The organism is Nocardia sp. NPDC050406 (genome assembly GCF_044459025.1).
In the GTDB taxonomy this organism is placed as follows: Bacteria; Actinomycetota; Actinomycetes; order Mycobacteriales; family Mycobacteriaceae; genus Nocardia.
This window is the reverse complement of sequence record NZ_JBITIM010000001.1, coordinates 2,701,096-2,726,073: the sequence shown is the minus strand read 5'-3', so window position 1 is coordinate 2,726,073 and position 24,978 is coordinate 2,701,096. Positions and strand designations below refer to the sequence as shown.

General features: G+C 67.1%; 26 protein-coding genes. 13 read left to right on the top strand and 13 right to left on the bottom strand.

What is annotated here, in order from left to right:
• Positions 1 to 86 precede the first annotated feature (86 nt).
• Genes ACIBH2_RS12780 through ACIBH2_RS12755 form a run of 6 tightly spaced genes read right to left on the bottom strand, consistent with a single transcriptional unit; the run spans position 87 to position 5,132 of the window.
• Positions 87 to 470 carry an acyl-CoA thioesterase gene (locus ACIBH2_RS12780; protein WP_397116438.1) on the bottom strand — a complete coding sequence of 128 codons (384 nt, stop codon included), beginning with the start codon at positions 468 to 470 and terminating at the stop codon, positions 87 to 89.
• Positions 470 to 853: an acyl-CoA thioesterase gene (locus ACIBH2_RS12775; RefSeq protein ID WP_397116436.1), complete on the bottom strand. Its 384-nt coding sequence runs from the start codon at positions 851 to 853 to the stop codon at positions 470 to 472. Before ACIBH2_RS12775 ends, ACIBH2_RS12780 begins: the two co-directional genes overlap by 1 nt.
• A gap of 7 nt (positions 854 to 860) precedes the next feature.
• Positions 861 to 1,811, bottom strand: coding sequence for a phosphatase PAP2 family protein (locus tag ACIBH2_RS12770; RefSeq protein ID WP_397116434.1), 951 nt, complete (start codon positions 1,809 to 1,811; stop codon positions 861 to 863).
• 32 nt (positions 1,812 to 1,843) lie between these two features.
• Positions 1,844 to 2,548 (bottom strand): TIGR02206 family membrane protein, encoded by a 705-nt coding sequence (locus ACIBH2_RS12765; RefSeq protein WP_397116432.1) that lies wholly within the window; start codon positions 2,546 to 2,548, stop codon positions 1,844 to 1,846.
• A gap of 32 nt (positions 2,549 to 2,580) precedes the next feature.
• Complete coding sequence (locus ACIBH2_RS12760) at positions 2,581 to 3,639, bottom strand: tartrate dehydrogenase (RefSeq protein ID WP_397116430.1); 1,059 nt, start codon at positions 3,637 to 3,639, stop codon at positions 2,581 to 2,583.
• Positions 3,636 to 5,132, bottom strand: a complete 1,497-nt coding sequence (locus ACIBH2_RS12755) for an NAD-dependent succinate-semialdehyde dehydrogenase (protein ID WP_397116428.1) — start codon at positions 5,130 to 5,132, stop codon at positions 3,636 to 3,638. The genes ACIBH2_RS12760 and ACIBH2_RS12755 overlap by 4 nt, the downstream gene beginning before the upstream one ends.
• A 199-nt stretch (positions 5,133 to 5,331) precedes the next feature.
• Between ACIBH2_RS12755 and ACIBH2_RS12750 the strand changes: the two genes are divergently transcribed.
• Both ACIBH2_RS12750 and ACIBH2_RS12745 read left to right on the top strand, forming a co-directional pair.
• The gene (locus ACIBH2_RS12750; RefSeq protein WP_397116426.1) at positions 5,332 to 6,573 is read left to right on the top strand and encodes an aspartate aminotransferase family protein; all 1,242 of its coding nucleotides are present in this window, start codon (positions 5,332 to 5,334) and stop codon (positions 6,571 to 6,573) included.
• A gap of 11 nt (positions 6,574 to 6,584) precedes the next feature.
• Positions 6,585 to 7,082 carry a DUF3830 family protein gene (locus tag ACIBH2_RS12745; RefSeq protein WP_397116424.1) on the top strand — a complete coding sequence of 166 codons (498 nt, stop codon included), beginning with the start codon at positions 6,585 to 6,587 and terminating at the stop codon, positions 7,080 to 7,082.
• A gap of 66 nt (positions 7,083 to 7,148) precedes the next feature.
• On the opposite strand, the gene ACIBH2_RS12740 is transcribed toward ACIBH2_RS12745, so the two are convergent.
• The gene (locus tag ACIBH2_RS12740; protein ID WP_397117011.1) at positions 7,149 to 8,534 is read right to left on the bottom strand and encodes an amidase; all 1,386 of its coding nucleotides are present in this window, start codon (positions 8,532 to 8,534) and stop codon (positions 7,149 to 7,151) included.
• 25 nt (positions 8,535 to 8,559) lie between these two features.
• Positions 8,560 to 9,546: a D-2-hydroxyacid dehydrogenase gene (locus tag ACIBH2_RS12735; RefSeq protein ID WP_397116422.1), complete on the bottom strand. Its 987-nt coding sequence runs from the start codon at positions 9,544 to 9,546 to the stop codon at positions 8,560 to 8,562.
• A 35-nt stretch (positions 9,547 to 9,581) separates the two neighbouring features.
• Here ACIBH2_RS12735 and ACIBH2_RS12730 point away from each other — a divergent pair, with 35 nt between their 5' ends.
• Genes ACIBH2_RS12730 through ACIBH2_RS12720 form a run of 3 tightly spaced genes read left to right on the top strand, consistent with a single transcriptional unit; the run spans position 9,582 to position 11,744 of the window.
• A complete protein-coding gene (locus ACIBH2_RS12730) occupies positions 9,582 to 10,352 on the top strand; it encodes an Asp/Glu/hydantoin racemase (RefSeq protein WP_397116420.1) in 771 nt (256 codons plus the stop codon).
• Positions 10,353 to 10,360: 8 nt separating this feature from the next.
• On the top strand, positions 10,361 to 11,098 hold the full coding sequence (locus ACIBH2_RS12725) for a maleate cis-trans isomerase (protein ID WP_397116418.1): 738 nt from the start codon (positions 10,361 to 10,363) through the stop codon (positions 11,096 to 11,098).
• Entirely contained in the window at positions 11,085 to 11,744 is a 660-nt protein-coding gene (locus ACIBH2_RS12720) for a GntR family transcriptional regulator (RefSeq protein WP_397116416.1), read from the top strand. The genes ACIBH2_RS12725 and ACIBH2_RS12720 overlap by 14 nt, the downstream gene beginning before the upstream one ends.
• A gap of 72 nt (positions 11,745 to 11,816) precedes the next feature.
• On the opposite strand, the gene ACIBH2_RS12715 is transcribed toward ACIBH2_RS12720, so the two are convergent.
• From ACIBH2_RS12715 to ACIBH2_RS12705, 3 genes are all read right to left on the bottom strand, one after another.
• A complete protein-coding gene (locus ACIBH2_RS12715) occupies positions 11,817 to 12,869 on the bottom strand; it encodes a mechanosensitive ion channel family protein (RefSeq protein ID WP_397116414.1) in 1,053 nt (350 codons plus the stop codon).
• Between the two features lie 137 nt (positions 12,870 to 13,006).
• A complete protein-coding gene (locus ACIBH2_RS12710; RefSeq protein ID WP_397116412.1) occupies positions 13,007 to 13,570 on the bottom strand; it encodes a hypothetical protein in 564 nt (187 codons plus the stop codon).
• Positions 13,571 to 13,922: 352 nt separating this feature from the next.
• Positions 13,923 to 14,441 carry a TrmH family RNA methyltransferase gene (locus ACIBH2_RS12705; protein WP_397116410.1) on the bottom strand — a complete coding sequence of 173 codons (519 nt, stop codon included), beginning with the start codon at positions 14,439 to 14,441 and terminating at the stop codon, positions 13,923 to 13,925.
• Positions 14,442 to 14,604: 163 nt separating this feature from the next.
• On the opposite strand from ACIBH2_RS12705, the gene ACIBH2_RS12700 reads away from it, so the two are divergent.
• The gene (locus tag ACIBH2_RS12700; RefSeq protein ID WP_397116408.1) at positions 14,605 to 15,345 is read left to right on the top strand and encodes an alpha/beta fold hydrolase; all 741 of its coding nucleotides are present in this window, start codon (positions 14,605 to 14,607) and stop codon (positions 15,343 to 15,345) included.
• A gap of 7 nt (positions 15,346 to 15,352) precedes the next feature.
• On the opposite strand, the gene ACIBH2_RS12695 is transcribed toward ACIBH2_RS12700, so the two are convergent.
• Both ACIBH2_RS12695 and ACIBH2_RS12690 read right to left on the bottom strand, forming a co-directional pair.
• The gene (locus ACIBH2_RS12695) at positions 15,353 to 15,658 is read right to left on the bottom strand and encodes a hypothetical protein (RefSeq protein ID WP_397116406.1); all 306 of its coding nucleotides are present in this window, start codon (positions 15,656 to 15,658) and stop codon (positions 15,353 to 15,355) included.
• The gene (locus tag ACIBH2_RS12690; protein WP_397116404.1) at positions 15,645 to 15,992 is read right to left on the bottom strand and encodes a hypothetical protein; all 348 of its coding nucleotides are present in this window, start codon (positions 15,990 to 15,992) and stop codon (positions 15,645 to 15,647) included. The genes ACIBH2_RS12695 and ACIBH2_RS12690 overlap by 14 nt, the downstream gene beginning before the upstream one ends.
• 51 nt (positions 15,993 to 16,043) lie before the next feature.
• Here ACIBH2_RS12690 and ACIBH2_RS12685 point away from each other — a divergent pair, with 51 nt between their 5' ends.
• The 7 genes from ACIBH2_RS12685 to ACIBH2_RS12655 all read left to right on the top strand — a co-directional run bounded on the left by ACIBH2_RS12685 (position 16,044) and on the right by ACIBH2_RS12655 (position 24,449).
• A complete protein-coding gene (locus ACIBH2_RS12685; RefSeq protein WP_397116402.1) occupies positions 16,044 to 16,964 on the top strand; it encodes a helix-turn-helix domain-containing protein in 921 nt (306 codons plus the stop codon).
• Positions 16,951 to 17,160: a DUF397 domain-containing protein gene (locus tag ACIBH2_RS12680; RefSeq protein WP_397116400.1), complete on the top strand. Its 210-nt coding sequence runs from the start codon at positions 16,951 to 16,953 to the stop codon at positions 17,158 to 17,160. The genes ACIBH2_RS12685 and ACIBH2_RS12680 overlap by 14 nt, the downstream gene beginning before the upstream one ends.
• A 247-nt stretch (positions 17,161 to 17,407) precedes the next feature.
• Positions 17,408 to 17,842 (top strand): hypothetical protein, encoded by a 435-nt coding sequence (locus ACIBH2_RS12675; protein WP_397116398.1) that lies wholly within the window; start codon positions 17,408 to 17,410, stop codon positions 17,840 to 17,842.
• Positions 17,842 to 19,215: a hypothetical protein gene (locus ACIBH2_RS12670; protein WP_397116397.1), complete on the top strand. Its 1,374-nt coding sequence runs from the start codon at positions 17,842 to 17,844 to the stop codon at positions 19,213 to 19,215. Before ACIBH2_RS12675 ends, ACIBH2_RS12670 begins: the two co-directional genes overlap by 1 nt.
• Positions 19,212 to 20,519, top strand: a complete 1,308-nt coding sequence (locus tag ACIBH2_RS12665; RefSeq protein WP_397116396.1) for a VWA domain-containing protein — start codon at positions 19,212 to 19,214, stop codon at positions 20,517 to 20,519. The genes ACIBH2_RS12670 and ACIBH2_RS12665 overlap by 4 nt, the downstream gene beginning before the upstream one ends.
• A gap of 10 nt (positions 20,520 to 20,529) precedes the next feature.
• Positions 20,530 to 21,654, top strand: a complete 1,125-nt coding sequence (locus tag ACIBH2_RS12660) for an AAA family ATPase (RefSeq protein ID WP_397116395.1) — start codon at positions 20,530 to 20,532, stop codon at positions 21,652 to 21,654.
• Complete coding sequence (locus ACIBH2_RS12655) at positions 21,651 to 24,449, top strand: DUF5682 family protein (protein ID WP_397116394.1); 2,799 nt, start codon at positions 21,651 to 21,653, stop codon at positions 24,447 to 24,449. Before ACIBH2_RS12660 ends, ACIBH2_RS12655 begins: the two co-directional genes overlap by 4 nt.
• Positions 24,450 to 24,978 lie beyond the last annotated feature (529 nt).

Below are 24,978 nucleotides of genomic sequence, written 5' to 3'. Positions count from 1 at the left end.
GATCGCGGCTGGGAACGGTCGCGCCCGCACGATTGCGCCATCTGCCGAGGGTGCGGTCGCATCGAACTCCACTGAGGCAGTGGATCTCAGGCGGCCATCAAGGTCGTCAGGTATGCGCGCTCGGCGGCGGTGAGGGCGCGGGGAGTGCTCGCCTGGATCGCCACCAGTGTGGAAGTGGCCGACAAATATAGCGATTCGTCGTCGCGCACCTCGTGCACCAAGGTGAACGAGGTGGTGCCGATGCGCTCGACGGTCGAGGTCACGGTGACCGGCTCCGGGCGGAAGACCAGCGGCATGCGGAAGGTGAGGCGTTGGTTCGCGACCACGACTCGCCATGGGGCGTCGGCGGATTCGTGCCGGGCGAGCAGGTCGGCGCGGGCCTCGTCGAGGTATTGGGCGTACACCACGTTGTTGAGGTGTTCGAGCGCGTCCATATCGGTGCGGCGCAATTGGATGTCGTAGGTGTGCATCAGGCGCTCAACTCCTCCAGCATGGCGCGGTCGGCCTCGCTCATGCGGCGCGAGCGCTGGGTGTCGCGATCGAAGGCGACCATGGTGCAGGTGGCGGTGGAGTACAGGACGTCCTCGTCGCGGATCTCCTGTTGCAGGGCGAAGGACGAGCCGCCGACCTTGGTCACCCAGGTCTCCACCCGCACCGGCTGCTTCCGATACTTCAGTGGCGCGCGGTAGTCGATATCCATCTGCGCCACCACCAGCGGCCCGCCGAACTCCCGCGACCAGAACAGGTCGATTCGCGATTCCTCCAGGTAGCGCAGGTGCGCCGCATTGTGCATATGCCCGTCGGCGTCCATATCGGACCAGCGCAGGGGGCACAGATAGACGTGTCGAGCCACCCGGCATTCATATCAAGGCCGGTTCGTCGGGTTGTTGGCGGCGTTCCCACGCGCGGGCCAGCAGTTCGGTGAGCCCGACGTAGCCGAACCCGAGCAGGACGTCGACGACATAGTGTTCGCCGCCGTAGACCAGGGTGAAGGCCATGGCCGCCGGGAGCAGGGCCAGCGGTACGCGCTGCCACCACCGCGTCAGCAGCGGCCACAGCGTCACGGCCACCAGGACGGCGAAGGCGGTGTGCAGCGAGGGCAGGGCTGCCACCGGATTGCCTTGTTCCTCCAGCCATTTCGCGCTCACATCGGAGGGCACCACGCCGAGGCCGAAGCCGGAGATGCGGCGCACGTCCTCGTCGATCGCGCCCTCGCGGGCCGCGTACCACGGCGGGGCGGCCGGTATCAGCACATAGGTCACCAACGCCAGATAGGACAGCAACAGAATGCGGCGCATGTAGTGCACCCACAGCGGTCGCGAGTACACGTAGAAGATGGCCGCCACCGCCCACGGCACGATGAAGTGCGTGGTGTAGACGACGCCGATGACCGGCGTCCACCACGGTTGTCCACCGGCGGCGAGGTGCTCTTGCAGCCAGACCGTCGGCACCGTGCCGCCGAACAGCCAACTCTCCACCGAGACGAGTTCGCCGACCCGCACCGGCATGCCGAGCGAGTCGGCGAATCCGCGCGTGTAGTCGTAGATCAGCAGTGCGCCGATGAGCGGCAGCCAGTCGATGGCGATGCGCGCCTGGGTGCGCCACGGCCGTTCGATGGTGAAGGCGAAGACGCCGGTCAGAATGCAGGCCGCCTCGATGAGCCGACCGGCGGGCAGCCATCCGGCCAGAATCGCGCCCGTCAGCGCGCACAGATATCCCGAGCGCGCGGCCAAGCGCAGGAACGGCCGGGAACGCGGCGGCACGTCGGGAACGACTGTCCGGGAAGACTTTTGCGCGAATGCACCGGCCATCAATCCAGTCTTACACCGTAATCGGGGCGGTTTCAGCCGCCGGAGGCCTCCCGGCGGGTCCACGGCCAGGTCATCAACGCCCACACCACGAGCAGCAGCGCGGTGACGGAGGCCAGATACCAGGGCCACGGCCCGAGCACATCCAGCAGCGACGGGGTGGTGGGTTTCCCGTTGACGAATCCGTAATTGGTGTCGGCGAGGGTATTGAAGACATAGGTGATCGCGACCCACACCACCGTGGCGGCCACCGCGATCCGATAACTACCCCAGTCCGGACGCATGCCGAGGCCCCAGGTCAGATAGATCGCCGCCCACACCACCGCCAGATGAATCGCCCAGAACGCCAGGAATTCGTGGTGCGGAAAGTCAGGACTCTCCAGCGCCGGTGAGATGAGCGCCTGCGTGCTCAGGGTGAGGCACCAGTAGTAGGTCAACGCGTAGGCCCACCGCCGATGCGACCACAGCGCGTACGCCGCGACCAGGGTCGCGAGATCGGTCAGCCGCAACGGCACCGACCGCTCGACGGCCGGTGGAATGGCCAGATACACATAGATCAGCAGGTACACCGCGAGGGTCAGCGCGCCGAACACCCGACTGAACCACCAGGCGACCGGCGCATCGCGATATTCGCGTCCGAACCACACGACGGCCACCGCGCCGACCACGAACACGCCCAGCACGATCGTGTGCGAGAGCCCGTACGCGGAGAACTCGCGCTGCGCCGCCAGCGGGTACATCTCCCCACTCTAATCCCGCGGCGGCGGTCGGCTCAGCGCGCGAGTTCGGCCGCGCGTTCGGCGATGGCGTCGCCGAGTTCGGCGGTGGTGGCTTGGCCGCCGAGGTCGGGGGTGTGGAATTTGCCCGCCGCCAGGATCTCGCGCACCGCGGTGTCGACCGCGCGGGCGGCATCGCGTTCGCCCAACTGCTCGAGCAGCATTGCGCCAGCAAGGATTTGGGCGACGGGATTGGCGATGCCCTGTCCGGCGATATCGGGCGCGCTGCCGTGCACCGCCTCGAACATGGAGGGAGCGTCGCGGTGCGGGTTGATATTGCCCGAGGGCGCCAGCCCCAAACCACCGGTGACCGCGGCGGCGAGGTCGGAGAGTATGTCGCCGAACAGATTCGAGCCCACGATGACGTCGAGGCGGTCGGGGTGCAGCACGATCTCCGCGGCCAAGGCGTCGACATGCATCTGTCGGGTCTCGACCTGGGGATACTCGGCGGCAATGCGCTCGAAGACGCTGTCCCAGTACGGCATCGAATGAATGAGGCCGTTCGATTTGGTGGCCGAGCACAGCTTGCCGGACCGCTCGGCGGCCCGGTCGAAGGCGTAGCGAATGATGCGCTCGCATCCGACGCGGGTGAAGACCGACTCCTGGAGCACGAATTCCTCTGGGCGGCCGGGATTGTGGATGCCGCCGATCTCGGAGTACTCGCCCTCGGAGTTCTCCCGGACGATCAGAATGTCGAGGTCGGCGGCCGTGCGGTCGCGCAGCGCCGATTCGGTGCCGGGCAGCAGGCGCACCGGCCGCAGATTCACGTACTGGCCGAAGGCGCGGCGCAACGGAATCAGCAGCCCCCACAGCGAAATATGGTCCGGCACACCGGGAAACCCGACCGCGCCCAACAGGATGGCGTCGAATCCGGCCAGCTGTTCGGGGCCGTCGGGCGGCATCATGGCCCCGGTGCGCAGGTATTGCTCACAGGACCAGTCGAATTCGGTCCAGGACAGCCCGGGCAGCACGGCGTCGAGCACCTTGACGGCCTCGACGGTCACGTCGACGCCGATGCCGTCGCCGGGGATGGTGGCGATGCGGTACTGGTTCACAGCTGCACTCCGATGTATTTGGTTTCCAGGAATTCGTCGATACCCGTCAGCCCGCCCTCGCGGCCGAGCCCGGATTCCTTGACCCCGCCGAACGGGGCCGCCGGATTGGACACCACGCCTTGGTTGAGGCCGACCATGCCGGTCTCGAGCGCCTCGCACACGCGCAGGCCGCGCCGGAGATTCTCGGTGTAGACGTACGCCACCAGACCGTACGGGGTGTCGTTGGCCCGGGCCACCGCCTCGGCCTCGGTATCGAAGGCCGCCAGCGCGGCCACCGGGCCGAAGATCTCGGTGTGACACAGCGCGGCCTCGTCCGGCACATCCGCGAGAACCGTTGCGGGATAGAAGTTTCCGGGGCCGTCGACCGGGTCGCCGCCCAGCAGCGCGGTGGCCCCGCGAGCGCGGGCGTCGGCGACGAGTTCGGTCACCTTCGCCACCGCGTCGGCATCGATGAGCGGCCCCACCACCGCACCCGGTTCGGTACCCGGCCCCATCGGCAGGGCGGCCATGCGCGCGGTGAGCTTGCGCGCGAACTCCTCGGCGACACCGCGCTGCACCAGGATTCGATTGGCGGCGGTGCACGCCTGCCCGATATTGCGCATCTTGGCGGCCATCGCGCCGTCGACGGCCGCGTCCAGATCGGCGTCGTCGAAGACCAGGAACGGCGCGTTGCCGCCGAGTTCCATGGAGGTGCGCATGACGGTGCGCGCGCACAGTTCCAGCAGGTGCTTGCCCACGGCGGTGGAGCCGGTGAAGGAGAGCTTGCGGGAGCGCTCGTCGAGAATCAGCGGCGTCATCACCGCGCCCGGATCGGCCGTGGTCACGACATTGACGACACCGGCGGGTACGCCCGCCCCGTGCAGTACGGCCGCCAGCGCCAGCATGGACAGCGGTGTCTGTTCAGCGGGCTTGACGACGCAGGTGCACCCCGCCGCCAGCGCGGGGCCGATCTTGCGCGCGCCCATGGCCATCGGGAAATTCCACGGGGTGATGAGCAGGCTCGGGCCCACCGGTTGGCGGGTGACCAGGAAGCGGGAGCCGCCGGTGGGGGAGGGCATGTAGCCGCCGTCCAGGCGCACCGCCTCCTCGGCGAACCAGCGCAGGAATTCGGCCGCGTAGGCCACCTCGCCGCGCGCCTCGGCGAGGGGCTTGCCCATCTCCAGGGTCATGACGAGCGCCAACCGCTCGACATCGGTGAGGAGTAGTCGATGGGCGCGCATCAGGATGTCGCTGCGCTCGCGGGCGGGGGTGCGCGCCCACTCCGCTTGTGCCGCGGTGGCCGCCGTCAGGGCGTCGAGCCCGTCCTCGGGCGTGGCGTCGGCGACCTCGCACAGCAGTCGCCCGGTCGCCGGGTCCGTGACGGGGAGCGCCCCGGCGGTGTCGCGCCAGGTCCCGCCGATGAAGAGCCCCTTGGGTACGGAGTCGATGGCTTCGCGTTGTGCGCTGTCCACGGTCTCGGGATCGGTCGGCACGGTGTCGGTCTCGGTCAGCATGGATGGCCACTCCCTCCGCTCCGGGCGCGTTCGGGCCATTGCCGCGCCACTGCCCGACATGTTATGTCTATTGTCAACAATCCGACAATAGACAATCATGGGTAGGGCTTCACCCCGACGATCCACCCGACATCCGACGATCTCCGCGGCAACGCCGCGCTCCGCGGCTTGCGGCCCGCTCTCCGAGAGGCGGCTCCCGATGACCGAGCTTTCCCCCGTCCTCAAACAGGCCACCCCAGTCACCGTCGACCACGGCTCCGGGTGCTACCTCTACGACACCGATGGCCGTCGCTACCTGGACTTCACCGCCGGTATCGGCGTCACCAGCACCGGGCACTGCCACCCCCGCGTGGTGGAGGCGGCCCGCGCCCAGATCGGCAGCCTCATCCACGGCCAGTACACGACCGTCATGCACCGGCCGCTGCTGGAACTCACCGAGCGCCTGGGCGCGGTGCTGCCCTCGGGTCTGGACGCGGTGTTCTTCGCGAACTCCGGCAGTGAGGCGGTGGAGGCGTCGCTGCGGTTGGTGCGCCAGGCCACCGGGCGGCCCAATGTCGTTGTCTTCCATGGCGGATTCCACGGCCGCACGGTGGCGGCCGCCACCATGACCACCTCCGGCACCCGGTTCTCCGCGGGTTTCAGCCCGCTCATGGGCGGGGTGCACGTCGCGCCCTTCCCGACGGCCTACCGGTACGGCTGGTCCGAGGACGAGGCCACGGATTTCGCACTGCGCGAACTGGATTACCTCTTCGCCACCCTGAGTTCGCCGCGCGAGACGGCGGCGTTCATCGTCGAACCTGTGCTGGGGGAGGGCGGTTACATCCCCGGCAACACCCGGTTCTTCCAGGGCCTGCGCGAGCGCGCCGACGAGCACGGCATTCTGCTCGTGATCGACGAGATCCAGACCGGGTTCGGGCGCACCGGAAAGTTCTTCGGCCACCAGCACTTCGGCGTGCGGCCCGATGTGATCACCATTGCCAAGGGGTTGGCCAGCGGCTTCCCGCTCTCGGGTATCGCCGCCTCCGCCGAGCTCATGGCGCGGGCGTGGCCGGGTTCGCAGGGCGGCACCTACGGCGGTAACGCGGTGGCGTGCGCGGCGGCCGTGGCCACCCTCGATGTGATCGAATCCGAAGGGCTGGTGGCCAATGCCGCCGCGCGCGGCGCGCAGTTGCTCACCGGTATGCGCGAGCGCGCCACCAAGGCGATCGGCGATGTGCGCGGGCTGGGTCTGATGGTGGGCGCGGAATTCACCACCGCCACAGGCGAACCCGATACCGCGACCGCCGGTGCGGCGCAGCGGCTCGCCGTCGAGCGCGGACTGGTGCTGCTCACCTGCGGTGCGCACAACAATGTGGTCCGCATGATCCCGCCCCTGATCGTCACCGCCGAACAGGTCGACGAGGCCCTCGACCTGTGGTCGGCCGTACTCGACGAACTGTGAGAGGACTTCCCATGCCCCGCTACCTCAGCATCACCCTCACCAAGGCCGGGGTGACCTGCCGCGCCCGCCTGCTCGACGAGCAGGCCCCGCTCACCTGCGCGGCGGTCTGGGACGCGCTACCCCAGGAGGGTGACGCCTTCCACGCCAAGTACGCCCGCAACGAGGTCTACACCCTCCTACCCCGGATCACCGCCGCCCCGCACCGCGAGAACCCCACGGTCACACCGATTCCCGGCGATGTCTGCCTCTTCGACTTCGAACCCTGGGAGATCGGCAACCCCGCCTACGGCTACGAACCCGGCTCCGCCGCCCACCACGCGCAGGGAGCCACCGATCTGGCCCTGTTCTACGGCCGCAACAACCTGCTGATCAATGGCGACCAAGGCTGGATTCCCGGCAATGTCTTCGCCACCATCGAGGAGGGCCTCGCCGAGATGGCGCAGGCGTGTAATGCCCTGTGGCTGCGCGGAGTCGAAGGCGAAACCCTCGCCTTCGCTCGCGCGGACTAGCGTCGGCGACAGACGGTCGGGCCTCCCGGGAACGCTTCCCGGGAGGCCCGATATCGTTGTGCCCGTTCAGGATCCGAGAATCTGCTCCGCGTAGCGCGCCAAGGCCAGGACCATGTCGTCGGAGTGGCGCGGCCCGACGATCTGAAGGCCGACGGGCATACCGTCGGCGGTGGTTCCGGCGGGGATGCTGATGGCGGGCTGTTGGGTCAGGTTGAACGGGTAGGTGAACGGCGTCCACTGCGGCCAACTGCGCAGGCCGCTGCCGGGCGGCACGTCGTGGCCCGCCTCGAAGGCGGTGATGGGCATGGTCGGCGTGATGAGAGCGTCGTAGGCGGTGTGGAACGCCCCCATGACGATGCCCACCTCGGCGGCGACGCCGCGCGCGTCGACATAGTCCACGGCACTGAGGCTTTCGCCGTGATCCCACACCTTGCCCAGGGCGGGATCCACCCGCTCGCGGCTGCCCTCGGGGAACTTCGAGAGCATGGTGGCCGCACCCGCCGCCCACAGCCGCTCGAACGCCTCCAGCGGTTCGGCGAACCCGGGATCGGCGGCGACCACGCGCAGACCGGCCTCGTCCAAGCGGCGCACGGCCGCCTCCACGACCGCGGCGACCTCCGAATCCACGTCGGCGAAGCCGAGATCGGCGGAGTAGGCGACCGTCAGCCCGCGCACATCGCGGTGCAGCTGCCCCCGGAAGGTCGTCACGGTCGGTGCGAGCGCACCCGGATCGCGCGGATCGGGCAGCGACAGAATGTCCATGAGCAGCGCGGCGTCCTCGACCGTGCGCGTCATCGGCCCCGCGTGCGCCAGCGGCCCGAACGGGCTGGCCGGGTACAGCGGAATCCGCCCCCACGTCGGCTTGAAGCCCACGATTCCGCAGAACGAGGCCGGAATGCGCACGCTCCCACCGCCATCGGTGCCCACCGACAGTGGCCCCATCCCCGCCGCCACCGCCGCCGCGCTACCACCCGACGAGCCGCCCGAGGTCTTCGACGGATCGACCGGATTGCGGGTCACCCCGGTGAGCGGACTGTCGGTGACCGCCTTCCACGCCAGCTCCGGCGTGGTGGTCTTGCCCAGGAACACCATGCCGTCCTCGCGCAGCCGCGCCACCACCGGACTGTCCAGCGGCCAGGGCACATCGGCCTCGATGCAGGTGGAGCCGCGCCGGGTGGGCCAGCCCTCGGTGAGGAAGACATCCTTGATGGAGATCGGTACGCCGTCCAGCAGTCCCTGGACGTGGCCGGAGTGCCAGCGGGCCTCGGATTCCTTGGCCTGCACCAGCGCTCGCTCCGGATCCACCAGACAGAAGGCATTCAACGGCTCGTCGCGTTCGCCGATCGCGTCGAGTACCGCCTGTGTCGCCTCCACCGGTGACAACGCACCGGCGGAGTACGCAGTGACCAGCTCCACGGCCGACATCGCCGCGGGCTCGGTCGGGATGTCGATATCGGGGTGCGCCATGTGACTCCCTTCAGCTGGGCACGTAGCCCAGCTTTTTGTCGACCACGTTCTCCAGCGGTCGACCGTCGATCCACCGTTCGAAGTTCTCGGCGAAGGCGGTGACGATATCGCGTCGCCAGCCCACGAAATCTCCGGAATTGTGGGGTGTGAGTTGGACATTGGGCAGATCCCACAGCAGATGACCGGCGGGCAGCGGCTCGGGATCGACGACATCGAGTGCGGCCCCCGCGATGGTGCCGGTGCGCAGGGCATCGACGAGATCGTCTGTCACTACTAGTTCCCCACGACCGACATTGACGAAACGAGCATGTGGCTTCATGGCGGCGAACGCCCGCGTGTCGAACATTCCCCTGGTCGATTCCGTCAGCGGCGCGATGGCCACGACATAGTCGGCCGCGGGCAATTCGGCGAGCAGGTCGGTGCCGACCGTGCCGAAATCCGGATCCTCTTCCCGGGCGCGGCGGCCGAGACCGCGCACGGTCATCCCCACCGCCCGCAGCAGTCGCGCGATGGCGCGCCCGATGGGTCCGGTGCCGACCACCAGCACCGTGGCCCCCGCGATGCGTTCGGATTCGCGATGTCGCCAGGTGTGGCGCTGTTGCAGCCGCAGTGATTCCGGCAGGTCCTTGGCGAAGGCGAGGATCTGCGCCAGCACGTACTCCGCGATGGCGGAGTCGAAGACACCGCGCGTATTGGTGACGGTCACCGGGCTCTCGCGCAGCGCGTCGAACATGACAGTGTCGACGCCGGTCGCGGCGATGTGCAGCCAGCGCAACCGGTCCGCGGCATGCCACGCGCCGGGTACGGCGGTGCTGAGGAAGTCGTACACGAACAGCGCGTCGGCACCGCGCAGCGCGTCGGCGAGATCCGCCGCCTCCGTGTAGCGAACCGTGGCTCGCGTGTGGATGGGTCGCATGAGCTGCGCATCGGGCCGATTGCCATCGTGAAGGACGGTGAGTATTGGGCCCTCGTTCACATTGACAGAGTAAAAAGGCATCGTATTATTGTCAACAATCTTACGATATTGCGGTGATGGCCTGGCTGAACGCGAGAGGGGACCTCGTGGAACTGGTGTTTCCCGACATCGATGGTCCTGTGGCACAACGGGGAATCGGCATCATCGCCCCCTTCGACCTCGCACTCGAACGTGAACTGTGGCGCTGGGTGCCACTCGAAGTGAGTCTGCACCTGGCGCGGACACCGTACGAACCGGTGCCGGTCTCGGTGGCCATGGCGGAGCTGGTCTCCAATCCATTGCACCTCACCGCGGCGACGCGCGATGTGCTGCACGTGGACCCGGAGGTCATCGCCTATCTGTGTACCTCCGGCAGTTTCATTCAGGGTATGGCGCACGAGTCGTCGCTGCGCGACATCATCTGCGCGGCGGGTGCGCGCGACGCGGTGACCACCTCCGGGGCGCTGCTGGAGGCGATTCGCGCGCTGGATCTGACCCGGATCTCCGTCATCACGCCCTACGACGAGATACTCACCGGGAAGTTGCACGATTTCCTGGCCGAGGCGGGGTGCGAGACGGTGCGCTCCGATCATCTCGGTCTGGGCGGCGGTATCTGGAAGGTCAGCTACCGCACGGTCGCCGAACGGATCATGAACGCCGACGACCCGGACTCCCAGGCGATTTTCGTCAGCTGTACCAATCTGCCGACCTACGACCTGGTCGAACCGCTCGAACGGGCCCTGGGCAAACCGGTGCTCACCGCCAACCAACTCACCATGTGGGCGTGCCTGGGCCGCATGAAGTTGCCCATGATGGGGCCCGGCCGCTGGCTACAGGACGTGTTCTAGGAGGGCCAATGACCACACCGACCATCGGGTTCATCTACCCCGACCACGCCGCCGAGGACGACTATCCGCGCGCCGCCGCGAGCGTGGGCGCGGACCTGCGCGTCGCCCATATATACGGCACCGATCTGCACGCGGTGCCCGAACTGCTCGAACTGGGCAGTCCGGCGAAATTGCGCGAGGGCGTAGAACTGCTGGCGGTGCACGAGCCTGCCGCGATCGTCTGGGCGTGTACCTCCGGCAGTTTCGTCTACGGGCCGGAGGGGGCACGCGAGCAGGTGCGCGAACTCGCCGAGGTGGCCGGGGTGCCCGCGTCGAGCACGAGTTTCGCGTTCGTGCACGCGGCGCGGGCCCTGGGGCTGGAGACGGTGGCGGTCGCGGCGAGCTATCCCGACGATGTGGCGGCGCTGTTCGTGGAGTTTCTGGCCGCGCACGGCATCCGGGTGGTGTCCATGACGAGCGCGGGTATCGACACCGCCGCGGAGGTCGGTACGCTCGCTCCCGCGCAGGTGCGGCGGCTGGCCGTGGACAACGACCGGCCCGACGCGCAGGCGTTGCTGATTCCCGATACCGCCATGCACACCGTGGGGGTGTTGCCGGAATTGGAAGCGGCGCTGGGCAAACCGGTGTTGACCGCCAATCAGGTCACCATCTGGGAGGGCCTGCGGCTGGTCGGTGGTCCGCCCGGTCCACCGGTCCCCGAACTGGGCACATTGTTCTCGGATAGGCGTATTCATGTCAGTGCTTGACTTCGAACCGGTCAACCGGCAGTCGACGGCGGAAGTGATCGCCGATCGGCTGCGCGAGGCGATTGTGCGCGGTGCGCTCGCGCCGGGTTCGCAGCTGGTCGAGGCCGATCTCTCCGCGCAGTTCGACGTGTCGCGGGGACCGGTGCGAGAGGCCATGCAGCGCTTGGTCTCCGAGGGGCTGCTGCACAGCATTCGGCATCGCGGGATCTTCGTCATCGAGCTCACCCTCGAGGATGTGGTCGATATCTACCGCGCGCGCACTGCGCTGGAGTGCGGTGCGCTGGAGCTGGTGCTCGACGGCCGCCGCGACATCGCCTATCGGGCACTGGAACCCAGTGTCACCGCGATGTCGGCGTGCGCCGAAGCCGGTGACGCCAGCGGGGTTTCGGATGCCGACCAGGCTTTCCACGAAGCGTTGGTGGACAGCGCTGGCAGCCCTCGGCTGGTGCGCGCCGCGCGCACGCTGCTCATCGAAACCCGTATGTGCCTGGGCGCTTTGGAGACCACCTACCCGGATGTGCGCGAGCAGGCGCGCGAGCACGTGGAGTTGCGCGACGCCATCGCCGAGGGGCCGCCCGCGCGGGTGCGCGCGCTGCTCGTCGAGCATCTGACCGATGCGGTGGAGCGGTTGCGCGCCCGGTACTGACCGAGACCCGTTGCCGCACCGCCCGTTACCGCGCCCTGCCTGTTACCGCGCTGCCTGCTACCGCCCTGCCCGCTACTGCGCCATCGACGGCGCGTTCGCGACCATGGCCGTCGGAATCTTCGGCAGCGCGTAGGGGTGGTTGCGGCTGAGCCAGGCGAGCAGCTCCTCGCGCACCGCGCAGCGCAGTGTCCACACATCGTCGGCATTGCGCGCCGACATGGAGGCGCGCACCACGATGCTGGTGGGCGTGCTGTCGGTGACCAGCGGATTCCAGTCGCGCCGGTCCCAGTCCTCGCGGCCGCACAGGTAGTCGTAGAGGTGTTCGCGCATGGCGGCCACGGGTGTGCTGTGGTCCAGGTGCAGGAACACCGTGCCGGTGATCTGCGGTCCGCCCTTGGACCAGTTCTCGTAGGGCTTGCTGTTGAAGTACGACACCGGCATGGTGAGGCGGCGGTCGTCCCAGATGCGGACGGTGAGGAAGGCGAGGGTGATCTCCTCGACGGTGCCCCATTCGCCCTCGACCACCACGGTGTCGCCGATCTTCACCGAATCGCCGAACGCGATCTGCAGTCCGGCAACGAGATTGCCCAGCGTCGACTGCGCGGCCACGCCCGCGATGATGCCGATCACACCCGCGGAGGCCAGCAGTGAGGTGCCGAGTGTGCGCAGCCCGGGGAACAGCACCAGCATGGCCACCGCCGCGGTCGTCACCACGAGCACCGTGGTGACCACGCGCCTGACCATGCCGAGCTGGGTGTGCAGTCGTCGCACGCGGGCGATATCGGCGGAGCGGGCGGCGTATTGGTCCAGGGTGTTCTCGGCGAGTGCGTCGGCGACCCGCATGGCGAGCCACGCGGTGGCGAAGATCGCCATGGTGGCGAGCACATTGCGGATCACATCGTCTTGTGCCAGATGCAGTTCCGCGAGCGGATACGCGAAATGCAAACCCGCCGTGGCCAATAGGGCTTGAAGTGGCCATTGCGTGCGCCGCAGCAAGCCGGGCAGTCGTGATCCGGGTCGCCTACCGGCGCTGTAGCGCAACAGTCGGTCGATCAGTAGTCCCGCCGCGACGCTCACGGCGAGGGTGCTGCCGAAAACGATCAACGGCCGTAGTACGTCCTCCAAGGCGTCCAACTCCTAGCGATGGTTCGTCTTGATGTCCTTTGGGCCACGCTACATATCGATCGAGATATGTGCAGGGGGCCTGGACAACGCCGCGTGGGCCGCACCTTTCGGTACGGCCCACGCGAGAAGGGGGGCGATCAGATGAGAATCGCGCCCGCCACCGCGCCGATGATGGCGCCCGCCATCGCACCGACGAAGATCATCGGAACGCAGCCCACGATCAGGCCCGCCAGGCCGACCATGCAGCCCGCGACCGCGCCCGCGAAGAAGCCGACGACCATACCGGCGGTGCCGCCGATCAGGCCGATGTCCTGGGCCTCGGTCACCGTGGCGACGCGCTCCTCGGCCGTCGGGTGCATGGTGATGGTGCTGCCGTCCTCGCTGACCTGCGCGCTCAGACGCACGATGCGCTCGGTGTTGGCGATTGTGGTCGGGACGCTCTGGACGTTGCTGCCGTCCGCGCTGGTGATGTTGATGGTGCTGCCGTCAGGAGTCACCTCGAACTTGCCGCCGACCAACTGCGCGGTGACGCCGGTGCCGTCCGCGGAGGCGCCCGTGGTGATGGTCATGCCCTGATCGCTCGCGGTCACGGTCGGGCCGGAGAACTGAGCGACGGCGGTTTCGCCGTGGGCGGTCGCGGTGGAAATGCCGGTGGCGGCAATGGCGAGCAACGACGTAGCAACGAGCTTACGAATCCACATGTGCAGATAACACCTTTCGGCAGGCGCTGACCATTCAGCGCGCAATGATGGGAGGGGGCAATGCTTTCCGGTAGAACCGCGTCGGCTGCTGGTAGAAGATCCGCTACCAGCGCTGCGAGCGAGACAGACCTTACAACCAACCAAAAGGTTTGCCGCGTATTCAACACGCCGTGGCGCGCGGACAAAATTCGCGAATTCCCGTGAGCCACAGCAGTTTCAGGAGGACAAAACGGACATAAGATACTGATCAGTCTGATGTAGCAACAATGTAGTTACACCGCAAATGTGGCGATGACATGGTCGAAAACCATTGCGCGACAGTATCGGGAACAGAATTGTTCGCGGTTCACTCTCAGACGAGGCCCGCGAGTTTGTAGAGAACGAGCGAACCCGCCACTGCCACATTGAGGCTCGCGCCGGAGCCGAGCATGGGAATTTCCACCGCGATATCGACGCGATCGAGTCCCTCGGGTGGAATTCCGTAGCCCTCATTGCCGAGAACGACGACGGTGCGGCGGCGCGCGGTGGGAAGGTCTGCGAGACGGATGGATTCGTCGGTGAGTTCCACTCCCACAATGGCGGAACCGGTTTCGCGTTGCCGGTCCAGCCAGCGATCGACGCGGCCGTTGACCCAATGCACGCATTGGCGGTGGCGCAAGGTATTGCCGCGTTCGAGGGCTTCGGGGACCCAGGGCAGGCGCGGGACGGCCAGGCAGGCTCCGGCTGCGTCGCAGGTGCGCAGGAGAGTGCCGAGGTTGACACCGTGTTTCGGCCATAATGGCGCGGCTATCAGGTGATTCCAGCAGCTGTGCGAGCCGGGTCTGCGTTGGGCGCGCAGTTCGCGGCGGGTACGCAGCCTCGCGGCGGTCATCGGCGGACGGGAAGAGCCTTCCCAAGGGGGAGAACGAGTTTCATTCGAGCGATGCTTGGCGGCGCATCGGGGCCATCGTCGAGAGCGATCGGTGGTCTTACGGTACCGCGTGCAATGGCGGGATGGGAGGTGGGATGGGAAGGTATGGGCGAGGATTGGCGGTATGAACTGGTTGCTGTTGCGTGGGCTCGGTCGGGAGCAACGACATTGGGGTGGGTTTCCGGAGATACTGCGGGCGGCGGTCGGAGGTGAGGTGCGGTGTATCGACGCACCGGGATTCGGAACCGAATGTACGCGGCGGTCGCCGAGCACCATCGGTGCGATCACCGACGATATTCGCGGGCGGTTCGGAGCACCGGCGGGGGAATGGTCGATAGTCGGTATTTCGCTCGGGGGAATGGTCGCGCTGGACTGGTGCGCGCGTTATCCGGGTGATTTCCGGCGGGCCGTGGTGATCAATACGAGCTCTGGACAATCATTGCCGCACAGACGTTTCAGATTCGAGAGTCTGCCTGTGCTGGCTGGTTCGCGCCTGGGCGATCCGGTTGCCGCCGAACGCGCCATCTTGGGTGTCGCGTGCAACAGCGCCAGCGTGGATCGTGAGGCGCTGGCTCGCGAATGGGCGGCGTACGCGGCGGAATTCGGGGCGAGCCGGGGGAGTATCGCCGCGCAAATGCTGGCGGCGCTGCGGTTTCGCCATCCGCGCACGGTGTCGGTGCCGCTGTTGGTGCTGGCCTCCCGTGCTGATCGTCTGGTGTCGTATCGGTGCTCGCGGCGTATAGCGACGGCTTTGGGTGCTCCGCTGCGGTTACACGAGACGGCTGGCCACGATCTGCCGCTGGACGATCCGACGTGGATCGCGGAGCGCATAGTCGAGTGGATGCCGAGTCGGGAGAGTAGATAGTGCCGGGTCAATTCACGTGCACGGTATGCCTTCTGATGAGGTCCTCCACCGGACGCCCGGCGGTGCCGGTATCGGACGGTTCGATGCCGTCGAAGATGGCGTCGAGAATGTCGGCCCGGTCGAGCCTGGCCGGAAAGATGCGCGCCGCCCGCGCGCTGACAATGACGGAGTACAGGACGGTCGCGTAGATGAGTGACCGAGGAATGGTGAGCCGCCACCCATGCCGCTCCCATTCCAGCAAGCGCTCTTCCACGGTGTCGAGCACGTCGCGAATAACCTGAAGCTCGATCTCCTCACCGTCATCGCAGCGCATGACGCCCCCCGAAAACCGCTGTTTCACAACCGAACAACGCGCTACGCAGAATGGCGAGCAGCGACCGCCGTGGCCTGGGAACTCGCCGACTGCGCAAGTCGACGGTGATCACTTCGGCGCGCGTGGCTTCCAGCGCCTGTCGCCGTTCACTATCGATGCGCTCGATGATCGCCTGTACCGACCACGGGTTCTTGCTGGACATCTCACTGACCTCCCTGTCGTCGCTGTAGCCCCAGCACACCACCGGCGACGCCGCGAGATCTGAACTATCGGGTATCCAATCGAAAGTCGCCCGCAGCGCCAGGACGGCATTCGATAATGCGGTGAGCACCACCCGATTTCGTGACCGGATCCATCCGATTTCGCTGATGAGGGGGAAGTCGACATGACTGTCATACGCGACGACGAGGCTGTCGAGCCCAGTTCGAGTTCAACGCTTCCGCGACGCCAACTGGGCCGGTTTCTACGGGAGTGGCGTGACGCCAACGGCTTCACAATCGCCGCCGCCGCGAAGATGGTGGATTTGTCGGCATCCGCTCTGCAACGGATCGAGGCGGGGCAAACCCAGAAGGTGCGCAAGCAAGACGTGCGGGCGTTGTGTGAACTCTATGCGGTCGGGCCTGAGGACATGCGCGCCGCAATAGATCTGGCAGTCGTCGCTCGAACGCAGGGGTGGTATCACGCGTACGGTGGCCTCTACTCCGACGCTTTCAATATGTACGTGGGCTTGGAAGCGGCCGCTCGGCGAGTGGTCTCCTACCACGAACACATCCCAGGTCTGCTTCAAACCGAGGATTATGCTCGCGCAATCATCGGAGCGTTTCCGGGATTCGCGGACCCCGCTGACGTGGACCGTCGTGTAGAGCATCGGATGAAGAGGCAAGCCATCATTACACGAAAGTCCGGACCGGTTACCCTCGAGGTGTTCTTGCACGAATCCGCTTTACACCGGCTGGTCGGTAGCCCGCGAATCATGGCCATGCAGCTTCGCCACCTGGCTGAAGTTTCGAAGTTGGACAACATCACGGTGCGGATTCACCCGTACTCAGCTGGGCTCGTGTGGGGGATGTCGCGAGGACCGTTCATGGTCTTGGAGTTCGATACCAACTCCAAAGGCGAATTCGTCGAGCCGCCAATCGTGTTCCTGGAGGGGGGACCATCTCAGGATGTGTACTTGGAGCGGCCAGATGAGGTACGACTCTATGGTGAGTTCGCCTCGGCCATCCGAAGCGCTTCGCTGGATGAAGGACGGACCCGGGAATTGATTCGCAGGGTGACCAAGGAGTTCGATCATGACCAGCACTGACCTGACCGGGGCCAGATGGTTCAAGAGTAGCCGCAGCGAGAGCGGTGCCCAATGTGTCGAGGTTGCGTTCCTCGACGGGGGACCGGTCGGCGTGCGGGATTCGAAGGATCCGACCGGCCCGGCGCTGGTGTTCACGCCGGGGGCGTGGGATGCCTTCACGGCTGGGGTTCGCGGCGGCGAGTTCGACCGCCGTTAGGTCCCCGGCTCGGGGTGCGTAGGGTCGGTGAGCCGGGGGGCTCCAGCCCGGCCGCGTGTGCGCGAAAACGGCTGGTGGAGAGTGGGTTACGGGTTCCCGCACGCGTTCCGGGGGCACTTGTCGGTGGGCTCACATACCTTGTTGCCATCGTGATCGACCGGGAGGGAGAACGATGGTCTCGAATGCGAACACCACTGTGGCGGAACCGGAGTGGGACAGTGCCTCTGTAGTGCGGGTTTTGCCCGCCGTGGCACCACGTAAGTTGAACAAGGTGCCCTTCGTGGAGCTGGCCGACGGGCGGTTGCAGGGGGTGGTGTCCAGTGGCTCCGACATCTCACGCGTATACGTCGCCTCGGTGACGGCGGGGACGCACGGACTCAGCTGTAGCACCAACAACAATCGGCCCTGCGGCGGGCTCTCGGGCGACTGGACCTGCAAGCACCTGGACCTGCTCATCGACGAAGCGATCGTCCAATACGGCCAGGACCGGGTCGCTCGCTTCCTGCGCGTGGAGGTCCCCGAACATCACCACCTTTCCCACTGCCTCGAGGGAACCCGTGATCCAGCTCCGGCGGCCGCCGTCTTCGCCCGCTTCCTGCGGCACCTCGCCTACCTGGAATTGCCGGGCACGACCACACCGATCCCCGAGTTGCACTGGTTCCCGGCAGGAGTGAGCCACTGATGCAAGCCCTGGAATTGGCTGCCCTGCTGGACAATTCGCCCGACGGCGTCCCAGCCGCCCTGGAAGCCATCGCCGGTTTCGACGCCGCGCTGGTCGACGGTTTCGCGCGCGTCTCCGAATGCCAGAGCGCCGCCCTGTCCGCCCTGGCCGGGGCCGTCGCGGGTTCCCCGCTGTCCCAACCGGTCGCCCAAGCCGTCACCAGTTCGACCACCGGCGCGCTCGGATCCGAACAGCTCTCGGCCCTCGCCGCCGCCCGCGCGGCACTCGTGGGCGCGGTCCACGACGCCCTCCTCGAACACCTCGATAAAGCCCTGGGCCGCAACAGATCCGAGTGGAATGCCGCCCCGGTACCCACCACCCCGAGCCCCCTCGCCGCAGGCGCCCGCGCCTGGCTCGGCGAACTCGCCATCACCGGCTGGCGCGGCGTGGACCACGACTTGGTCGCGGCCGCCGACCACACCATCGAAGCCCTGCTGGCCGAACCCGCCACCCGCCGCCTGGCCTTCCTACTCGACGGCTTCACCGCCGAACTGAGCGCCTCCGCGCCCATCGCCACCGCCGAGCGGCTCCCGGTGCGCCGCTGGGCCGACCTCTGGACCCGTGCACTCCTACTGTCCTGGCGCGGAACGGATTCCGTTACCGACCAAGTCACCGGTCGCCTGCTTCCGCTCGCCGTGGACACGCACGAACACGGCACCGCCGTGCAAGCCCAGATCTACGGCGTGCTGGAAACCGCCGACGCACCCCCGCGCCGCGTCCGCGTCTCCGTAGCGGCGGCCAAGGTGGAAACCATTGTCGGACCGGCCATCTGGCAACTGCTCGGCGCGCATAACCAGCTGCTCACCGCCCTGGCGCAACATCGCGTCCTCGAACTCACCGATATGCCGCTCTCGGCCTCCGGCGACCTGATCTGGCACGACGATCACGCGAAGGCCGGAGAACCCGCCGACCCCTTCGTCACCGCGACCGTCCTGCTCCCGCGGGCACAGGCCCCGGCGGCCGCCCCACTGGACCGCGATCCGGTGCACATCGCCGAACCGGTCTTGCTCGAGGGTTACCGAATCGACGATGGCGCACTGGAATTGGACGGCCACCGCCTACGCGTCGAACTCGATGCCCTACCCGCGAGCGGCCCGCTCACCGCGGTCGCCGTCCGCGCCTCCAGCGCCATGATCGGATTGCTGCGCTGGGACGCGAACGGCTGGTCGGTCCGCCCGCTCGCCATCCAACGCAAGGTCAAGAGCACCCTCACCGCCCTGCACGGCGGCGACTGGGCACTCGGCCCCACCGACCCGAAAATCGCCAAGGCCCAAGCGAAATCCGATGCCGTCGCGGTGCTGCGCGAACGAGCGGGACGGTTGCTGCGCAAATGACCATGCACGAAACGCGACGCCAAGTCCTGTACTGGCGTCTACTGGCCGGTGTCTTCAGCGGCGATGAACAGCCCACCCTCGAATCCGCCAGCGCGGGCATAGTCGAGGACCTCGGACTACCCCTGGCGCTCCTCGACCCGGGCATCTCGGTTGACACTGTGGTGCAACGGTTTCCGGAGATGAAGCCGGAATTCGAAGCCCTCGACTTCACCGATCCCGATTCTGACCCCGAGCCCGAGCCCGAGCCAGGCACCGGAATCGGCCCCGCCGACGTCCGCACCGCCGCCCTGGTCGCCAAACTCCTGCTCAATGTCTTCGCCACGGGCTCCGGCGCGGTCAGCGCCGGTCAACTCTCCGGGTGGCAGTCCGACGCCGAGTGGCTGCGCCGCTGCCTCGGCCGCGAACAGGCGGGCGCGGTCGGCGGCGTCCTCGCCGAACTGGAATCCGAGCTCGTCAACCGCATGCGGCTGCGCGAGGTGCTCGCCGATCCGCATCTGGCCGCCCAGCTCACCCCGAGCATGTCGCTCATCGAACAGCTGTTGCGCGACAAGCACAATCTCTCCGGCGTCGCGCTGGCCAACGCCAAATCCCTCATCCGTCGCTACATCGACCAGGTCGCGGAGGTTCTGCGCACCCAGGTACGGCAAACCAGTGTCGGCACCGTCGACCGCTCCGTCCCACCCAAACGCATCCTGCGGAATCTGGATGTGGACCGCACCATCTGGAAGAACCTGCCGAACTGGAATCCCGAGGATGAGCGCCTCTACGTGGACCGCCTCTACTACCGGCAGACCGCCAAACGCACCGTCCCGGCGCGCATGATCGTGGTGGTCGACCAGTCCGGCTCGATGGTCGACTCCATGGTGAACTGCACCATCCTGGCCTCCATCTTCGCCGGGCTGCCCAAGGTCGACGTCCACCTCATCGCCTACGACACCCGCGCTCTCGACCTCACCCCGTGGGTGCACGACCCCTTCGAGGTCCTGTTGCGCACCAACCTCGGCGGCGGCAACGACGGTCCGGTCGCCATGGCCATGGCCATGCCCAAGATCGTCGACCCGAAGAACACGGTGCTGGTGTGGATTTCGGACTTCTACGAATTCGACCGCTCGCAACCGCTGTTCGAAGCCATGGAATCGGTACACCGCTCCGGCGTGAAGCTCATCCCCGTCGGGTCGGTGAACAGCTCCGGCCATCAGAGCGTCAACCCGTGGTTCCGGGAGCGCTTCAAAACCCTTGGCACCCCGGTTATCTCGGGACGCATCCAGAAGCTCGTGACCGAGCTCAAGAACTTCATCGACTAGGAGAACACCCATGAACGACGTTTTGCGCGCCCCCGCCGAAGTCAAGTACGCCGAGGAACTGGATTGGCTGGAGTCCATCGACGACGGCCCCAAACCCTTCGCCTGGCGGCTGAGCCCGAAAATGGTGCGGCTGTTCATTCTCGGCTCCGAACGCGCCGACGGCCTGGACCGCCAGATCGAACAGAAGTGGTTCGGCGACCGGAGTTTCGTCGAACGCAGCATTGTCACCCTGGCCTCGGACCGCGGCCTCCTGCTCATCGGCGATCCGGGCACCGGCAAGAGCTGGCTGGCCGAACTGCTGTCGGCGGCCATCAGCCGCAACTCCACCCTGGTGGTGCAGGGCACCGCGGGCACCACCGAGGACCACATCAAATACTCGTGGAATATCTCCATGGTCATCGCCAAGGGGCAATCGCGTGAGTCGATGATTCCCTCGCCGATCATGACCGCCATGGAGCAGGGCGTGATCGGGCGCTTCGAGGAGCTCACCCGCTCCACCAGCGATGTGCAGGACGCGCTCATCTCCATTCTGTCCGAGAAGTACGTCTCGATTCCCGAACTCGAGGACGACAATGTGGTGTTCGCGCAGCCGGGTTTCTCCATCATCGCCACGGCCAACAGCCGTGACCGCGGCGTGAACGATCTGTCCTCGGCGCTCAAGCGGCGCTTCAACTTCGTGCGCATCCCGGTGGTGTCGAACAAGCGCAGCGAGGCCGAGATCGTGCGCTTCCGCACCGCGGAGCTGTTGCGCCGCCACCAGATCGAGGTGGAGCTGCCGCCGACGCTGCTGGATATCCTGCTCGACAGCTTCGCCGATCTGCGCGCCGCCGCCTCCGCCGCGACCAGCGATGACGACAAACTGGAATCGGCGCTGTCCACCGCCGAACAGATCGGCGTGCTCGAGGATGCCATCCTGCACAGCCAGTTCTTCGGCGAGCGGGAGCTCAAGGCGGAGATCCTGGCCGGGTCCCTGGTCGGGTCGCTGGCGCGGCGCACCCCCGAGGATCTCGCCATTCTCAACAAGTACCTGCACGGCGTGGTGGAGCCACGCAGCAAAGACAAGGACGAGGACAAGGGCGGGGCCTGGGGCGAATTCCTGGAGGGTGGCCGGGCGGCGATCGCGAGGCTCTCGTGACCGTCTCCGATATTCGTCCGAATACCTTCGCCGCCCTGCGCGATCAGCTCGTCGACGCGGCCGCGACCTTCGCGGGCGCACCCGGCGCGGTGGGCGACATCATGGCGGGCATGGTCGACGATGTCGACCGGGCACTCTCGGAAGAGTTGGAAATCTTTCCGGTCTGCCATCATTCGCCCGCCTCCGGACTGGCCATGGTGCGGCGGCTGCGCGAAAAGCAGCCCGCCGTCATCTATGTGGAGCTGTGCGAGGATCTGCGGCCGCTGCTCGACGAACTCCGCAATTGTCGTCTGCCGGTGGCTTTGCAGGCTTTCGCCACCGACATCGCGGATTTCCCGCCCGCGTGGGCTCCGCTGTCGGTGGTCGCGCCGATCACCGAAACCTCGGCGGAGTACCAGGCCATCGCCTACGCGCTCGATACGCCGGGCGTGGAGTTGGTCTTGGTCGACCGCTCCACCGACCACGTATTCCAATGGGCCCCACGAGAAGACGCGGCCGCACCGGGCTCCGAGGAGCAGCCGCCGACCGGCGAGGGCCTGCACGGTGAAGCGGTAGGCATCGAAATCGGCGACCTGCGGCCGCGTTTCGCCGAACTCGAAGAGTATCTACTGCACCACGGCAAGGTCCGGCATTGGTCGGAGTGGTGGGACCAATACGTCGAACAGCCGTTGGCCGACGCCGATTACGACACCTACCGCCAGGTCATGGTCATGATCGGCAGCCTGTTCCGGCGGCTGCGGCGTGGCAGCACCGCCGAGGACGAGGACCGCGAGCGGTACATGTGGACGCGCATGCGCGAGCACCTCGCCGCCACCGGCGGCGATCCCGCACGGGCGCTGTACGTCTGCGGCGCGGCGCATGCCGCCAGCCGGGTGGAGCAGTTCGGCCTGGCCGGTGACGTGCCGTTCGAGATCACGCCGCGCTCGGCCACCAAGTGGCACTACGGGCTCATCCCGTCCAGCCACTCGGCCATCGAGGAGCAGTTCGGCCTGGCCGGGGGTGCGGTCTCCATCGCCGCCGCCACCTGGGCGAAAGGCTTGCGGCGCGGCAAGTTGCAATCGTTCCAGCTCGTGGGGCAGCAGGGCGCGAAGAAGCGCACCAAGAAGTCTCTGGGCGCGGCGCGGGCGGAGTCCGAGGTGACCGACAAGCTGTCGGGCTTTCTGTCCCGTCCGCCGGTGCTCGATCCCCTCGACGAGGCCGAACTGCTGGAGTGGTCGGTCGATATCGTGCGGTTGGCCCGGCGCAACGGCTATCTGTCCAGCACCGCCGACGCCATCGCCATCTTCGAGCACTCGATCCTGTTGGCGGGCCTGCGCAATCGGGCCCGGCCGACGCCCTACGACTTCCAGGACGCGGCGGTCACCTGCATCGAGAAGGACACGGTGCCCGGACGTCGCGATGTGCGGCGGCTGTGCGAGATCCTGCTCGGCGGTGACCGTATCGGGCAGGTCGGATACGACGCGCTGCCGCCGCTGGCCCGCGATGTGCTCGACCGATTGCAGCCGCTCGGACTGGATCTGTCCAAACGGACGCTGCAACGCGCCCTGCTGGACCTGAAGGCCGATCCGGCGCTGCGGCCGTGTTCGGATCTGCTGTGGCTCTTGCGAAAGCTGCTGCCGCACGACGCCATTCGCCCGATCATGGGTTCGCGCGGGCTGGGGGAGACCTCCATTCAGGAGAGCTGGGATCTCGGGCTCGGCAAGTATCAGCGGTCGCTGGTCGAACTCGGCTACGAGGGTGTGTCGGTGGAGCAGGTGCTCGAACAGCGCCTGCGCCGCGCGGTGCACGCCCCCGACGCCACCGCCGCCGTGGCGCTCGGCGCGGTCGAGGACGCGCTGGTGTATCTGAGATCGGCTCGGCTCGCCGACGAACTCGGCAATCGCGCCGTCGACCTGCTCGCCGCCGAGCGCACGGTGGACGACGCGCCCGCCGTGCTGCGCCGTATCCGCGCGCTGCTCAACTACTTCCGGTCCACCGAGGGTGGTCTACCGGCATGGTGTGGGCGATTCGTGACGGCCGGGTACGCGCACTACTGCACCCTGTTGCCGACCGCCTTCACCGATGAGGAGACCGGACCGGCGCAGGTCGCCGCCATGCTGGGCTTCCTGTTCGGTATGGAGAACCTGGCACTGTCGCTGGGCTGCGACCACACCCAGCTGGAATTGGCTGTACTGCAATCACATCCGGAGGCCCCCGCCAAGGTGGCGCTGTTGTGGGCGGCGCGGTACCAGCTCGGGCTGCTCACCATGGCCGAACTGCGCGAGCGCTGCGACGCCATGCTCGCCAACCCGCTGCTGCTGTCGACGGTGCCGCAGTACGTCAGCGGTTTCGTGCAGGCCATCGATCCGGCTCCGGCCTTGAAACCCTTTGTGGTGGAACTGCTGTCGAAGGCGTTCGGTACGCTGCCCGACGCGGTGCTGCTGCCGTGGCTGCCGAAGCTCATCACCACGCTGCGCGATCAAGCGGCGGATCTGGTTCCAGGTCTCATTCGCGAGGCGGGCCGGACGTTTCCGGGCGCACTACCCGCCGTGGATGCTTTCATACCGCCCTGGTCGGTCGAAAGCTCCACGCCCGCAGTGCCTCTCGGGGCGGCGGAGCGAGGTCCCGCGGCCGATCTCGTGGCCGCGTACCCCGCCACCTGTGATGCGCTGGCCACGCTGCTGGGTATCGACGGGGTGTGGCAGGAACCGTCCACGGCCGACGACAGCGCACTGGCCGCGCTGATCGACCGGTACCCGGCGACCGCCGAAGCCTGGGCCGCGCAACTGCTCTCCCGGACCGCGCCGACGGTCTGACCGAACCCTCGCGGGCCGCACGGTGTACGACTGGGCGATCGAGCCCAGCGCGTCACCGTGCGGCCCGCGGCGCGTCGACCGGCTGTTCTCACAGGTCGCCGCGAGGGTCGATGCGCGATTCGAAATCCCCTGTAGGGCAGGGGAATAAGGTGTCGTAGAACATGGTTTACGCTGCCGTTGTCGAGTACTCGACAGGTAGCCGTCGGGATGCTCTCCAGCGGTTGACAGTTTGAGACAGTCCTTATTACTGTTCAGTACGATGAATCTTTCAGTTCGAAAAACTCGCGTACGCGGGGCTCGATCTCCGGGCCTTCCCACGTAGCGCTTCAGTTTTCAGCGGCCCTCGCTGAACCACTCCTTTGCTGAGCCCGGCGATCCAGCCAGGGTTCGGTCCGGCCAGCCCGCACCATCTCCTCGGGCTCGCGCCGACTGCGGCAGACGCTCCCTATCATGCGGGCTCTTCGTCGCGCCTCGATTACGTCGAAATCCGTTGTGCCGAGGCAGAAATCGTCTGGTGAGTTTTGTTGGC